The sequence below is a fragment of the Mucilaginibacter arboris genome (genome assembly GCF_009754915.1).
Lineage (GTDB): Bacteria > Bacteroidota > Bacteroidia > Sphingobacteriales > Sphingobacteriaceae > Mucilaginibacter_A > Mucilaginibacter_A arboris.
This window is the reverse complement of record NZ_WPIK01000014.1, coordinates 84294-97456: the sequence shown is the minus strand read 5'-3', so window position 1 is coordinate 97456 and position 13163 is coordinate 84294. Positions and strand designations below refer to the sequence as shown.

At 38.7% G+C, this 13163-nt stretch carries 14 protein-coding genes; 5 read left to right on the top strand and 9 right to left on the bottom strand.

Annotation, left to right across the window (positions count from 1 at the left end):
* Positions 1-6 precede the first annotated feature (6 nt).
* Together GO621_RS15050 and GO621_RS15045 are read left to right on the top strand one after the other, a co-directional pair.
* Positions 7-426: a hypothetical protein gene (locus GO621_RS15050; protein ID WP_198170268.1), complete on the top strand. Its 420-nt coding sequence runs from the start codon at positions 7-9 to the stop codon at positions 424-426.
* Positions 427-480: 54 nt separating this feature from the next.
* Positions 481-1386 carry a mechanosensitive ion channel family protein gene (locus GO621_RS15045; RefSeq protein ID WP_157568493.1) on the top strand — a complete coding sequence of 302 codons (906 nt, stop codon included), beginning with the start codon at positions 481-483 and terminating at the stop codon, positions 1384-1386.
* A gap of 71 nt (positions 1387-1457) precedes the next feature.
* On the opposite strand, the gene GO621_RS15040 is transcribed toward GO621_RS15045, so the two are convergent.
* Entirely contained in the window at positions 1458-2393 is a 936-nt protein-coding gene (locus GO621_RS15040; RefSeq protein ID WP_157568491.1) for an SPFH domain-containing protein, read from the bottom strand.
* Positions 2394-2497: 104 nt separating this feature from the next.
* On the opposite strand from GO621_RS15040, the gene GO621_RS18915 reads away from it, so the two are divergent.
* Complete coding sequence (locus GO621_RS18915; RefSeq protein WP_198170267.1) at positions 2498-2674, top strand: hypothetical protein; 177 nt, start codon at positions 2498-2500, stop codon at positions 2672-2674.
* 37 nt (positions 2675-2711) lie between these two features.
* On the opposite strand, the gene GO621_RS15035 is transcribed toward GO621_RS18915, so the two are convergent.
* Positions 2712-3272, bottom strand: a complete 561-nt coding sequence (locus GO621_RS15035; protein WP_157568489.1) for a C40 family peptidase — start codon at positions 3270-3272, stop codon at positions 2712-2714.
* 223 nt (positions 3273-3495) lie between these two features.
* On the opposite strand from GO621_RS15035, the gene pdhA reads away from it, so the two are divergent.
* Entirely contained in the window at positions 3496-4491 is a 996-nt protein-coding gene (gene pdhA, locus GO621_RS15030) for a pyruvate dehydrogenase (acetyl-transferring) E1 component subunit alpha (protein ID WP_157568487.1), read from the top strand.
* Positions 4492-4550: 59 nt separating this feature from the next.
* A complete protein-coding gene (locus GO621_RS15025) occupies positions 4551-6224 on the top strand; it encodes a dihydrolipoamide acetyltransferase family protein (RefSeq protein ID WP_157568485.1) in 1674 nt (557 codons plus the stop codon).
* A gap of 154 nt (positions 6225-6378) precedes the next feature.
* Here the strand turns inward: GO621_RS15025 and GO621_RS15020 are convergent, their stop codons facing one another.
* The 7 genes from GO621_RS15020 to GO621_RS14990 form a co-directional block, all read right to left on the bottom strand.
* The gene (locus tag GO621_RS15020; RefSeq protein WP_157568483.1) at positions 6379-7140 is read right to left on the bottom strand and encodes a DUF4197 domain-containing protein; all 762 of its coding nucleotides are present in this window, start codon (positions 7138-7140) and stop codon (positions 6379-6381) included.
* 140 nt (positions 7141-7280) lie between these two features.
* Positions 7281-8288 carry an inorganic phosphate transporter gene (locus tag GO621_RS15015; protein WP_157568481.1) on the bottom strand — a complete coding sequence of 336 codons (1008 nt, stop codon included), beginning with the start codon at positions 8286-8288 and terminating at the stop codon, positions 7281-7283.
* Between the two features lie 3 nt (positions 8289-8291).
* On the bottom strand, positions 8292-8942 hold the full coding sequence (locus GO621_RS15010; protein ID WP_157568479.1) for a DUF47 domain-containing protein: 651 nt from the start codon (positions 8940-8942) through the stop codon (positions 8292-8294).
* Positions 8943-8988: 46 nt separating this feature from the next.
* Positions 8989-10047 carry a sensor histidine kinase gene (locus GO621_RS15005; protein WP_157568477.1) on the bottom strand — a complete coding sequence of 353 codons (1059 nt, stop codon included), beginning with the start codon at positions 10045-10047 and terminating at the stop codon, positions 8989-8991.
* Positions 10048-10056: 9 nt separating this feature from the next.
* Positions 10057-10752 carry a methyltransferase domain-containing protein gene (locus GO621_RS15000; RefSeq protein ID WP_157568475.1) on the bottom strand — a complete coding sequence of 232 codons (696 nt, stop codon included), beginning with the start codon at positions 10750-10752 and terminating at the stop codon, positions 10057-10059.
* Positions 10753-10914: 162 nt separating this feature from the next.
* The gene (locus tag GO621_RS14995; RefSeq protein ID WP_157568473.1) at positions 10915-12039 is read right to left on the bottom strand and encodes an NAD(P)/FAD-dependent oxidoreductase; all 1125 of its coding nucleotides are present in this window, start codon (positions 12037-12039) and stop codon (positions 10915-10917) included.
* A complete protein-coding gene (locus GO621_RS14990; protein ID WP_157568471.1) occupies positions 12036-13151 on the bottom strand; it encodes a type III polyketide synthase in 1116 nt (371 codons plus the stop codon). The genes GO621_RS14995 and GO621_RS14990 overlap by 4 nt, the downstream gene beginning before the upstream one ends.
* Positions 13152-13163 lie beyond the last annotated feature (12 nt).

Sequence of the window (13163 nt, the reverse complement as noted above, 5' to 3'; positions counted from 1 at the left end):
TAAGAAATGAATTTCCTTTCCAACCGCGTAACCCGCTTATCGTTTACTATTTTAGCTGTTTTATTTTTATTTTCGGCCAGTTCTTGCTCTACCAAACTAAAATTTGCAACATCCAACGTAGTCCCGGCAGCACAAGGCTCTGTAAAAATTGGCAGGGATGACAATGGCAATTACGAGCTTGACCTTAATATATTGCACCTTACAGAACCTTCCCGGCTTTCTCCATCAAAAGAACTTTATGTAGTATGGATGGAAACTAAAAATAACGGAACCAAAAATATCGGCCAGTTAAAAAGCGCAAGTGGCTTCTTTTCAAGCACTTTAAAAGCTTCTTTTCATACGGTAACATCTTTTGAACCAAAAGGGTTTTTCTTACCGCAGAAAACAATGCCAACATCCAAAGTCCCGGATCTCAAGTGGTTTTGACTACCAATTCAAGATGATAGTGCAGATATATTTTTCGGAAAAAATTTTGCATTTATGGATTTAGATAAAGCCTATCAGCTCATATCGCACAAAATCATTACCTGGATTAACAATTTTGTGCGCTTGTTGCCAAACATCCTCGTATCAGCATTATTAATGGTTGTTGGTATTTACGCTGCTAAATTGATCAAAAAAATAGCATCGAGCCTGATCCAAAAAGTTTCTGATAACAGTGCGCTAAATAACCTTTTTACTGCTGTTATTTACATTTTTGTTATTGCCGTTACCATTTTTACGGTTCTTAGCATTTTAAAGCTTGATACTGCTGTTACTTCTATTTTAGCCGGTGCCGGAATTATTGGCCTGGCTTTGGCTTTTGCTTTTCAGGACATTGCCTCTAATTTTATTTCCGGGATATTTATTTCGTTTCGGCGGCCATTACGTGTTGGGCACATCGTGAAAGTGAAAGATTACATGGGAAAAGTTGAAGAAATTAATCTTCGTGATACCATTCTGCGTACTTTCCAGGGCCAACTGGTTATCATTCCGAATAAAGATGTGTTTCAAAATCCGATAGAAAATTTCTCCTTATTAGGAAAAAGAAGGCTTGATTTAATTATTGGTGTTTCTTACGGAGAAAACCTGGAGCAAGTAAAACAGGTAACATTAGAAACATTAAAAGGAATGGAACATTTATCTGCGGAAGACGAAATTACAATGTTTTATCAGGAATTTGGAGGAAGTACCATTAATTTTATGCTGAGGCTTTGGATAAATTCTCCCGAGCAAGCTACTTATCTAAATGTAGGAAGCGAAGCCATTATTAGGCTCAAAAAAGCATATGATAAAAACAGCATCATGCTGCCTTTCCCAACAACAACATTAGATTTTGGGGTGAAAGGTGGTGTACCGCTAACAGATATTCCCATTCATATAGCAGGTCAAGAATCAAAAATATAAAACGCTTTTGTAGTTATAACCGAACCTAAATTAAGAAAAACGATTATTAAAAATAGTTGCTAAAAGAAGCATCAAGCCTTCTTCTGATCCATATTCAGCAAATTCATACTCATCAGTTCTTGCATAGTCCGTTTCATGGAATCGGTAGAACCATCCAAAAAGATAACGTTTCCTTTGGAATATTCCGCGAAATTTTTGATAGCTTCCGTCCACATGGTAAACAAAATTACGGAAGTATCCATGTTTGCATCATTCATTTCCTTTGCAGCTACAGACATTCCTTTGGCTACTTCTTCCCGGAATAAAGCAATTCCCTGCCCGCGCAATTGTGCTGCCTGGCGTTCTGCTTCCGCAGCAATTTTTATGGCATTGCCTTCGGCTTCTGCGCCTTTTGTTTTTGTGATTAATAAAGCCTGGCCTTCGTTTTCGGCAGCGGCTTTCAGGTTGTTAGAAGCAACAACCTGGCTCATGGATTTCATAATTACATCATCAAAAGTAATATCATTTAACTGCAAATCTTGCAAATGATAACCCCAGCCTTCCAGGATCTGGTCCAACTGTTCTTTTACATGTTCTACAATATCACGTCTTAAAATTAGTACATCTGCCTGACGCTTGGTGGCTACAAAAGCACGGATAGAGCCTTCAACCGTACGGATTAAAGCTTGCATCAGGTTACGTTCGTCCACAAATTTAAAAGCTACGTTTTTGATGGTTTCTTCGCTCTGATCAAATACGGAATACAAAATCATGGCTTTAAAATAAACATTTGCCTGATCTACCGTTACTGCCTGAAATTCCAGTTCGACAGAGCGGTTTTGGATAGAAATGCGGGAATATATTTGCTCAACCAGCGGAAGTTTGAAATTTAAACCGGGAAATAAAATGCGCCGGTATTTGCCAAAAACAGTAACTACTGCAATAGTGCCCTGTTTAACAGTTACAAATGAACTGAAAACCACAATCAGAACGATAAATAAGAAAATCAGAGAGAAAATATTGGCCATTTTTGAGATTGTTTTAAACCGGAATAAATGTATAAAAACAGTAACAATAAATTTGGTTTATTTTTTGCTGATACAGAAACACTTAAACCTTTAAACAATAAAATATGAAAAGAACTTTTGGCGGACTTTTAACCGTGCTTGGCATTATCGGAATTATTTATGGCGCTTATGCCTTTATTCAGCATACTGGTGATACGCGGTCTGTATGGGTAGCCGTTATCGTTGGTATAATCTTCTTCTCGAGCGGCATCAGCTTAGTAAGAACAACAAAAGATGTGTAAAAATAAAAGCCCTGTACTTCTTTTACAGGGCTTTTATTTAATTACTTGCCGTAAGGTCCGAGAGCAAGCGGCCACCGTTAAAATAATACCTTGTCCAATACGGATCAGCCAAATTACTAATCATAACGCCTTTACTTGAAGATGCATGTGCAAACCGGCCATCGCCAATATAAACACCAACATGAGTGATCGAACGGCTGTGTATTTTAAAGAAAACTAAATCGCCTTCTTTTAATTCTTCTTTTCCAACCGGGTTTACCATACTGAAAATATTCCGGCTGTTGTTGCCAATAACGGTATTGAATACTTTATTGTACAGCTCGAAAGCAAATTTAGAACAATCAATCCCTTTTTTATTGTCGCCGCCCAAATGATAAGGCGTTCCGATCCAATCATATACAAATTGGAACAGTTTAACATTAGAAGTTGCAGATAAAGCAACGCCCATAATCTGAGAAAAGTACCCTTTACTCAAATTATCTTCGTTATCATCATCATTGTTTTTTTCGGTGGGTTGGTTTGGAACGACTTTTGCTACTTGAGCATTAACAGTTGCAGTTGTTACTATAAACAAAATAACGATTGCTAATTTCTTCATCAAATATTAATTAGTTAACTATTTATCCAGTTAATTTAATTTACCTGAAAGCATTCTTTTATCAGGATTTCAAAGCTATTGCCTTTTTTTCAATAAAAAAAACGAAATTAATAATTTTCGTCAATCTTTATTTCCTGTTTATAACGTAAACAAACTGTTTAGAGTTTCGCTTTTTTATCAGGATATAATTAGATTTGCTGTTCTTAAACAAAGAATATAGTTCATGAGCTCAGTTGCTATTACCAAAGACACGTATTTAATGTGGTACGAATCCATGTTATTGATGCGTAAGTTTGAAGAGAAGACAGGACAGTTGTACGGACAACAAAAAATCCGCGGGTTTTGTCATTTATATATCGGACAAGAAGCTGTTTTAGCTGGTGCCATGTCTGTTATTAAAAAAGGCGATAGTATGATTACTACCTATCGGGACCATGCACATGCTTTAGCTTTAGGCACTTCCCCAAATGCAATCATGGCCGAAATGTATGGTAAGGCAACTGGCTGTTCTAAAGGAAAAGGTGGTTCAATGCACCTTTTTGATAAAGAAAACTATTTTTATGGCGGACATGCTATTGTAGGCGGACAAATTCCGTTAGGCGCAGGTATTGCTTTTGCAAGTAAATATAAAGGAGAAGATTTTGTAAACCTTTGTTATATGGGCGATGGCGCTGTCCGCCAGGGGGCTTTAAACGAAACTTTCAACATGGCCATGCTTTGGAAACTCCCTGTTGTTTTTATCTGCGAAAATAATGGTTATGCCATGGGAACTTCTGTGGCCCGTACAACCAACATGACTGATATTTACAAAATGGGCCTGGCTTATGATATGCCTTCTGCACCGGTTGATGGTATGGACCCTGTTGCTGTACATAATGCCATGGACGAAGCGATAGAACGTGCACGCAAAGGCGAAGGGCCAACTTTCCTGGAAATGCGCACTTATCGTTATAAAGGGCACTCCATGTCTGATCCGCAAAAATACCGTACAAAAGACGAGGTAGAAAGTTATAAAGCGAAAGACCCGATCGAAGTAGTAAAACAGGCTATTTTAAAAGAAAAATATGCTGATGAAGCGTGGATAGAAAGTATTGATGCCAAAGTAAAAGGTATTGTAGATGAGGCTGTAAAATTTGCAGAAGAATCTCCGTACCCGGAAGCATCAGAGCTTTACACTGATGTTTATGTACAGAAGGATTATCCTTACATCATGGACTAATTTTAATACGATAAAAGAAGCATCACTCCTATCAATATAAAAAACTTCAAATCTAATATATGGCCGAAGTAGTAAAAATGCCAAAAATGAGCGATACCATGACTGAAGGGGTATTGGCTAAATGGCATAAAAAAGTTGGTGATAAAATAAAATCCGGTGACTTGTTAGCTGAAGTAGAAACTGACAAAGCTACAATGGACCTTGAATCTTACCAGGATGGTACGATTCTTTATATCGGTGCTGAAGAAGGTAAAGCAGTGGCAATTGATGCTGTAATTGCCGTAATTGGTAAAGAAGGCGAAGATTATAAAACAGCCTTGGGCGCAGGTGGTTCTGCCCCTCAGACCGAAACAAAAACAGAACAGCCAAAAGCAGAAGAAAAACCTGCTGCAACTCCTGCTCCTGCTGCCAAAGTTGATCTGTCCAGCATTCCGGCTACTGTAATCAGGATGCCGCTGTTAAGTGATACAATGACCGAAGGGACTATTGAAAAATGGAACTTTAAAGTTGGCGACAAAGTTAAAGCAGACGATTCCATTGCTGATGTAGCAACCGATAAAGCAACCATGGAAGTGGTTGGTTACGAAGAAGGAACCTTGCTTTATATTGGTGTAAAAGAAGGAGAAGCCGCACCTATTAATGGCATTATTGCCATTGTAGGTAAAGAAGGGACTGATATTACACCTTTATTGCAAGATACTGGCGCAGCACCAGAAGCAAAAACAGAAACAACTGAAGCTGCTGAACCAGCAAAAGCAGAAACACCAGCTGCAGCAACAACTGCTGATGACAGTCGCGTAAAAGCTTCTCCGTTAGCACGTAAAATTGCTAAAGATAAAGGCATCAACCTGACAGAAGTTAAAGGAAGTGCCGAAGGCGGACGCATTGTTAAAAAAGATGTAGAAGCCTTTACACCTGCTGCCAAAGCTGAAACTTCCGCCGAAAAACCATCCTTAAAAGAAGCACAGGAAGCTATTGCTACCAGCGCAACAGCTAAAGAAGGAATGGCCAAAGCACAAGGCACTATTGTTCTTCCGCAATATATTGGTGAAGAGAAATACTCAGAAAAACCGGTTACGCAAATGCGTAAAGTGATTGCGAAACGTTTAGCCGAAAGCCTGTTTACTGCACCACATTTCTTTGTTACCGTTTCTATTGATATGGATGCTGCTATGGTAGCCCGTACTAAGATGAACGAGGTATCACCTGTTAAAATATCATTTAACGATTTAGTAGTTAAAGCTTGTGCATCTGCTTTAAAACAGCATCCGGCTATTAATTCTTCCTGGTTAGGCGATAAGATCCGTACAAACGAACATGTAAATATTGGTATCGCGGTAGCAGTTGACGAAGGTTTATTGGTTCCGGTTGTACGTTTTGCAGATGGTAAATCATTGAGCCGTATCTCTGCAGAAGTAAAAGATTTTGCTAAAAAAGCAAAAGATAAAAAACTACAGCCGTCAGACTGGGAAGGTTCAACTTTTACCATCTCTAACTTAGGCATGTTTGGTGTAGATGATTTTACTGCAATTATCAATCCGCCGGATTCATGTATCCTCGCGGTAGCTGGTATCCAATCTGTGCCGGTGGTTAAAAACGGTGCTGTAGTTCCTGGAAACGTAATGAAAGTAACGTTAAGTGCCGATCATCGTGTGGTTGATGGTGCTACGGCGGCGGCTTTCCTAAATACCGTTAAATCATTCTTAGAAGAACCTGTACGGTTGTTAATCTAACAGATACTTCTTTTATCGATAAAAAATCCGGTATAGTTATTACACATGCCGGATTTTTTATTTTGAATTTTTCGCGCCAACCCAAAAATAACAGGCATAAAAGAAGCATCGGTTTTAAAACCGATGCTTCTTTTATCGGTTAAAAATTTAGTGCTTACTTTTTGGCCTGATCAGCGTAGCTAAAAACCTTTTGTAATAACGCAGTAGAACGTGAGGAAGGCAAATTCTGCCTGATCTGTAATTCCTGCTGCGCAATCTCTACAAACAGACCGCTGATAGCTTTTTGCGTTACATAATTTTCAATATCCGGATCAACCTTATTTCTATTGAAAGGAACTTTATTGTAAGAAGTTGCAGCCTGATTATAATATTGCGTTGCGCCAACTTTATTTAAACTATTATGAACTACCGGACGAAATTTTGCCGCAAGAGAATCTGTAGTTGTCCGCTTAAAGTATTGTGTTGCAGCATCGCTTGGGCCTAATAAAATATTGGCGGCATCTTTAACGCTCATTTGTTTTAATGCCGAAATAAAAATCGGTTTGGCTTCCTTCGCCGCATCTTCTGCTGCACGGTTTAAGGAGAGGATTACGTTATCGCAAAGTTTGTTTAAACCCAACTTCCGCAACGTGTTTTCTGCTTTTTGTGCTTCCGGAGGAAATAAAATCTTAACCGCTGCATTCCCAAAAAATCCGTTTACCGCCGATAACTGATCGCTGCTTTTAACAATTCCCTGCTGCAATGCTTCTTTTATGCCGGTAGAAATTTCCTGATCAGAAGGTGTTGCTGCAGTATTTGTTTTTGTTGCTTTTGATAAAAGCTTATTCAAAACCTGACTGTGTGCCTGATTTAAGTTGATGGTAAAAAAAAGGATGGTAAAAAGAGTAGCGGGTAAAATAGGGTTCTGCTTTTTCATTAAATTTTAATTTGGATGAAGCATTTATGTTAAATACAAGTTGTAGTTGCTTAACGCAAAAACAGCTTATAAAAGTTTCATCGTTATCAAATTTATGCTTCAATTGATACTGAAGCAGTTATTAATAAGACCAATGCTTGCTAAAAAAGTTTAATAATGGCAAAAACGCCGGCGGCAACCAATGCAGAAACCGGAATGGTAATAACCCAGGCCCAAATGAGGTTAATGGTTACGCCCCAGCGAACGGCAGATACACGTTTGGTTAAGCCAACACCAATAATAGACCCGGTGATGGTATGGGTGGTAGATACAGGGATACCAAAATGTTCGGTTACAAACAGGGTGATTGCACCTGCAGTTTCGGCACTTACACCTTCTAACGGCGTTACTTTAGTAATTTTGGTGCCCATTGTTTTTACAATTTTCCATCCGCCAGACATCGTTCCTGCTGCAATAGCAGAATAACAGGCAAAAGGTATCCATTCAGGCATTTTTGCATCGCTTGTAATTACTTTTGATGCAACCAGGGCAACATAAATAATACCCATTACTTTCTGGGCATCATTACCGCCATGCGCAAAACTTAAAGCACCGGATGATATTAACTGTAACCGTTTAAACCATACTTCGGCTACAGACGGGCGGGCATTTTTACAAATATTGATAATCAGGATATTAATGGCCATACCAATTAGCATCCCAATAATTGGTGCCAGAAAAATAAACAAAACAATATTTATAATTGGCCCATAATTAACTGCATGAAAAGGGTTTACACCCATAAAAGCAGCATTCGTCATTCCGGCGCCTGCAAACCCTCCAATTAATGTATGCGAAGAACTGGAAGGAATACCAAACCACCATGTTATTAAATTCCAGGTTATAGCTGCTAATAAACCTGCCATAATAACGTGCATAGTTATAAAGTTTTCGTAAACCGTTTTGGCAATAGTATTGGCTACTTTATGATCTTTAATTAAAAAGTAAGCCAGGAAATTAAACGATGCAGCCCATAAAACAGCTTGAAAAGGCGTTAAAACTTTGGTGGATACAATGGTAGCAATAGAGTTTGCCGCATCATGAAAACCGTTGATAAAATCAAATATGAGGGCTAAGATAACTACAACAACCAATAAGGTAGATATCATTACTTATGCGTTTTTTACAATGATAGATTCCATTACATTAGCCGCATCTTCACATCGGTCTGTTGCTGTTTCAAGCGCAGCCAAAATTTCTTTATATTTAATCAGCCTGATGGCATCTTTCTCATACAAAAACAAATCGGCCACAGCGCGGTCAAAAACATAATCTGCCTGGTTTTCTATACTGTTGATACGAATGCAGGATTCTGCGATATTGCGTACATTTTTCAGGTCTTTTAGTTCGCCAACCGCTTTTTGCAAATCAATACTTGCCTGTAAAATCAGATCTGATAATTTTTGTATAGGCTCTGTCATTTCACTGATCTGGTATAAACTCATCCGGTTGGCAGAACCCTGGATCAGATCTGCAACATCATCAATTGCGGTTGCTAAAGAGTGAATATCTTCCCGGTCAAAAGGTGTAATAAAGTTTTTGCCTAATTCCAGGTAAATCTGGTGCGTAATCTCATCGCCTACATTTTCCAGTTTATCAATCTGCTGATATAAGGTTTCCCTTTTGCTTACTTCTGCAGCATTCACTGCTTTTACCAATAAAGTGGCCATTTCAACTACGTTGACTGCTGCCTGCTCAAATAAAGGAAAAAATATTTTTTTATCCTTTGGTACAAAATATTGAAAAATGCTGTTTAATGACATGCTTTTAAATTACAGACAAAAGTAAAGGAATGATGTTAAGTTAATGTTAAATCGAGTACTGTAACCCGGGAAATGGCTGCTGCTTTGCCCTTTTTAAAGTAAAGCCAAATGTAGAACCGATGCCTAATGTACTTCTAACATTAATCGTTTGCTCATGTGCTTCTATAATATGTTTTACAATTGCCAAACCTAAACCAGAACCGGCAATTTGCCTGGACCGGCTGGCATCGGTACGGTAAAAGCGTTCAAACAAACGGGGCAGGTTTTTTTCGTCAATTCCGGCACCGTCATCCGTTACTTCAACCAAAACCTGGTCGTGCAGCGAAAACAAACTTACCGAAGTTGTTCCGTTGGTTTTGCCATATTTAAAAGCATTATCAATCAGGTTAACTAAAACCTGCCTGATCCTTTCGCGGTCGGCATTTACATAAATTGGTTCGTTGTATTTTTCCTTAAAAACAAGTTTGATCTGATATTTTGCCGATTGGTTTTCCATAGATTCGAATACTTCTTTTATCAGCTCATTTATTTTAAACTTGGTATATTGGATTGGAAATTCCCCTGATTCCAGTTTAGATATTTCATCCAGGTCCTTAACCAGGTAACCCATACGGTCAACATTTTTGGATGCCTTTTTTAAGAACTTCAATGCCTGTTCGGTATCCTCTAAACCATCCACCAACAGTATATCCAAATAACCCTGGATAGCAAAAAGAGGTGTTTTAAATTCGTGCGAAAGATTGGAAAGGAATTCGCGCCTGAACTGTTCCTGTTTTTTAAGAATATCGATTTCAGATTTTTTTTCTTTTGCCCATTCTTTTACCTCTTTTTCTACATCATGAATAGGGTCAGAACTCATGTTTTCGCCCAAAGCATCGCGCAAATCACGCCCAAGTTTAAGGTTATGGATGAGCTTATAAATAAGCTTGATCTTGGAATAAACATATTTTTCGATCAGGTAATAAAAAACAATAAAACTGGTAATCAGCGAGATAAAAAATATCTGCATTACATCAAACCAGTTATGGCTGAAATAGAAGTTAACGATAGACAGCGTAACCGCAACGGCCAAAGCATTGATAAAAACCAGGACATTGAGTTTCATATTTCAAAATTAGGTTTTATAGATGATTATCTGCCAACGAAAAGCCCACATCCATTTTATTTTATACTTTTTGATGCCAGCACCCTGAAGCAGGTTAACCAAATCCTGTTTGGTAAAGCTGCGTAAAACCGAAAGTGCGCCATCCTGGCGGATCATAGTTGTCCGGCTAAATAGCCTTGCTGTTGCTATAAAGCTGTAATAAGCCAGCGGATGGCGGTGCAAATCGTTAATAATTACTGCTTTTCTACAGGAAGCAAGCATTTTTTGAATGAGCACAACCCAGTTTCGATCATCAAAATGATGGGTAAAAAGGCTTGAAATTACGTAATCGTATTTTTCTGCCTGAACATCTTTTAAAACATCTGCCTGAATAAATTTAATGTTGCTAAAAGAAGCAGCACGAAGTTTTGCGAAACGGATAGTTGCAGGTGTTGCATCTAACCCGGTAAACCGGATAGAAAGATGCCGGCGTTTTGCCCAACGGGCAAGTTTCCTTAATCCGTCTCCTCCGCCGCAGCCCCAATCGCTAACCGTTTCGCTGCTTTTTAAATTTAACTGTTTAAAAGCATCGTAAAAAACCTGATAACCGCCAAGTACAGTATTAATACGTTCCAGCCCTTCTAATACAGGAAATAATTCTGTTTCAGGAAGCGTGAAATCGTCCATTATTTCTTCTTCGGTACTGCGTTTGCTAAAATCGGGCATGCTTATCAGAATTAATTAGGAGAGGCCGTTTTCAATTTCATTTCAAAAATTTTGAATGCTTCTTTTACCATCTTAAAAATAGCAAGAGTTCCATGCTTCTTTTATCGGCAAAAAAAACAAACCTAAAAATTACAGGCATAAAAGAAGCATTATAAAGTCCTGCTAAATAAAAGGTTGTCCGTGGGTTTTTTCAATTAATTTATCTGCAATAACAGGAAAACGGTCCAATAAACTTAAAGCAGTTTCTGTTAGATAAGTATGCCTGAAAAGTGGCTGTAATTGCCTGCCCGTCCATAGCCTGGTTGCAAAAATAGTGTCCCATTGTTTAATGTACGATTGTTCCAGCTTTTGCCGGCCCTGCTGGTTCAGGTCATTCTTCCGGTAAAACTGCCTGATGTTTTCTGTTAGGATTTTTGCGGAATGAATGGCCATGCTCATCCCGTTTCCGCATAAAGGAACAATCATTCCGGCTGTATCGCCACTCATCAGGATGTGCTGTTTCACCAAGCTTTTCTTCTCAAAAGAAATTTCGTTGATTACTTTGGGCTTGTTCCACAAAAAATCCGAGTTTTGAAAAAGCTGGTTTAAAGCAGGGTTTTTTCTCACAACCTGTTCCTCAAAAGCAGTGATATTACCCCATTGCTTCAGCTGTTTTTGATGCGCTAAATAACACAGGCAAAATTTGTTGTCTTCAACAGCAGTTACCCCACAATAACCTCCTTTAAAATTATTCAATTGGATAAGGTTGTTGGGGAAATCAGCTTTAATATGATATTTAACTGCAAAAAAAGGGCTTCGCTGGTAAAAAAAACTTCTTTTTAACTTTTGGTCGAGGTTGGAGCGTTTACCAAAAGAACCGATAACCAACGGAGATTTTAAAACTTCGCCTGAGGATAAATGAACTTCAAACCCTTCATTTATAAATTGTACATCATCTACTTTGGTATTCAGCATAAACTCAACACCTGCTGCTTTTGCTTTTCGGTACAAAAAATCATCAAAAGCATAACGACTGATGCCAAATCCGCCCAAGCCTAATTTTCGGCTAAATTTCTTGCCTGAGATTCCTGTTAATTCCAGTTCTGAGATTTTTGCTGCGCCAAGCTGTTCCGGATGGATGCCTAATTGTTGTAGAAAAGGGACAACCTCATTAGAAATATATTCGCCGCAAACGCGATGGAAAGGATAAGTTTTACGTTCAATCAGCGTAACTTCATAACCAGCTCTGTTTAATAAAATAGCATTAAACAAGCCAGCCAGCCCTCCGCCAATAACAATTACTTTCATTGGGTTTTTTTCAGGATCATAGATTCTACCGTAAGGCCAGGACCAAAAGCAAAGCCCATGATATTTCCATGTTCAATGGCATTTGGCGAATAAAGCTGTTTTTGCAATACAAAAAGTATGGTAGCGGATGACATATTGCCGTAATCCTTCAAAACCTCATACGAAAACTGGTTCGCTTCTTCCGGAAGTTCAAGCGCTTCTTCGGCTGCTTCCAGTATTTTCCGTCCGCCCGGATGGACCGCAAAAGCTGTTATTTCATTAAATTGAAGATTGGCTTTGTTTAACAAACGATCAGCAATGCGTTTAATATGTTCTTTAACTTGTTTAGGCACTTTGCCGGTCAGCTTCATTTCAAAACCTGTGTTACCAATAAACCAGGCCATTTCATTTCGGGCTTCATACATAAATTCCGAATAAAAGGCTTCGAGTTCCAGGCAAGTTCCTTTACCCGTACGGTTTGCTGTATTTTCAACAATTACAGCAGCAGCGCCATCAGCAAAAAGAGCATTGGCAACCCAATTATCCAAGCTATTGGTTTTTTGGAGATGCAGGGTACATAACTCTACAGAAACCACTAACACTTTTGACTGAGGATTGGATCGACAAATATAGTCTGCTGTTTTTAATGCGTTTACGGCACCATAACAGCCCATAAAATTAATGCAGGTACGTTCAACATTGCGGTTTAATTGTAGTTTTTCAACCAGGTCAATATCCAGTCCCGGTGCATACATGCCCGTACAACTTACCGTTATTAAATTTGTAATGCTTGCTTTAAAATTACTGTCGAAACTTTCCAGGCAATTGTTTACCGCATTTACGGCAATTGTAATCGCTTCCTTTTCGTATAATTTAAGCCGTTTTGCAGTATCGGGAAAGGGTTCAAGATCGGCCGAAGCACCAAAAAAAGTATTTTGGGCAAAATCATTTCCAGAAAAATCAGGAATAACAGAAAAGCGCCGTTCGATACCAGAGTTAGCATGGATACTTTCCAGTTTTGCGGCATGTTGCTCTTTCAGGCCAAAGGCTTTGCCCATAAACTGATAACTTTCTTTTTGTGAAATGCTATATTCAGGATTGGCAATTCCTATTGCGCTGATGCAACTCCTCATTAACCTCTTGTT

Coding starts and splice junctions, on each gene's coding strand:
- GO621_RS15050 (WP_198170268.1), top strand. CDS start 7: ATGAATTTCCTTTCCAACCGCGTAACCCGCTTATCGTTTACTATTTTA.
- GO621_RS15045 (WP_157568493.1), top strand. CDS start 481: ATGGATTTAGATAAAGCCTATCAGCTCATATCGCACAAAATCATTACC.
- GO621_RS15040 (WP_157568491.1), bottom strand. CDS start 2,393: ATGGCCAATATTTTCTCTCTGATTTTCTTATTTATCGTTCTGATTGTG.
- GO621_RS18915 (WP_198170267.1), top strand. CDS start 2,498: ATGAAAAGAACTTTTGGCGGACTTTTAACCGTGCTTGGCATTATCGGA.
- GO621_RS15035 (WP_157568489.1), bottom strand. CDS start 3,272: ATGAAGAAATTAGCAATCGTTATTTTGTTTATAGTAACAACTGCAACT.
- pdhA (WP_157568487.1), top strand. CDS start 3,496: ATGAGCTCAGTTGCTATTACCAAAGACACGTATTTAATGTGGTACGAA.
- GO621_RS15025 (WP_157568485.1), top strand. CDS start 4,551: ATGGCCGAAGTAGTAAAAATGCCAAAAATGAGCGATACCATGACTGAA.
- GO621_RS15020 (WP_157568483.1), bottom strand. CDS start 7,140: ATGAAAAAGCAGAACCCTATTTTACCCGCTACTCTTTTTACCATCCTT.
- GO621_RS15015 (WP_157568481.1), bottom strand. CDS start 8,288: ATGATATCTACCTTATTGGTTGTTGTAGTTATCTTAGCCCTCATATTT.
- GO621_RS15010 (WP_157568479.1), bottom strand. CDS start 8,942: ATGTCATTAAACAGCATTTTTCAATATTTTGTACCAAAGGATAAAAAA.
- GO621_RS15005 (WP_157568477.1), bottom strand. CDS start 10,047: ATGAAACTCAATGTCCTGGTTTTTATCAATGCTTTGGCCGTTGCGGTT.
- GO621_RS15000 (WP_157568475.1), bottom strand. CDS start 10,752: ATGCCCGATTTTAGCAAACGCAGTACCGAAGAAGAAATAATGGACGAT.
- GO621_RS14995 (WP_157568473.1), bottom strand. CDS start 12,039: ATGAAAGTAATTGTTATTGGCGGAGGGCTGGCTGGCTTGTTTAATGCT.
- GO621_RS14990 (WP_157568471.1), bottom strand. CDS start 13,151: ATGAGGAGTTGCATCAGCGCAATAGGAATTGCCAATCCTGAATATAGC.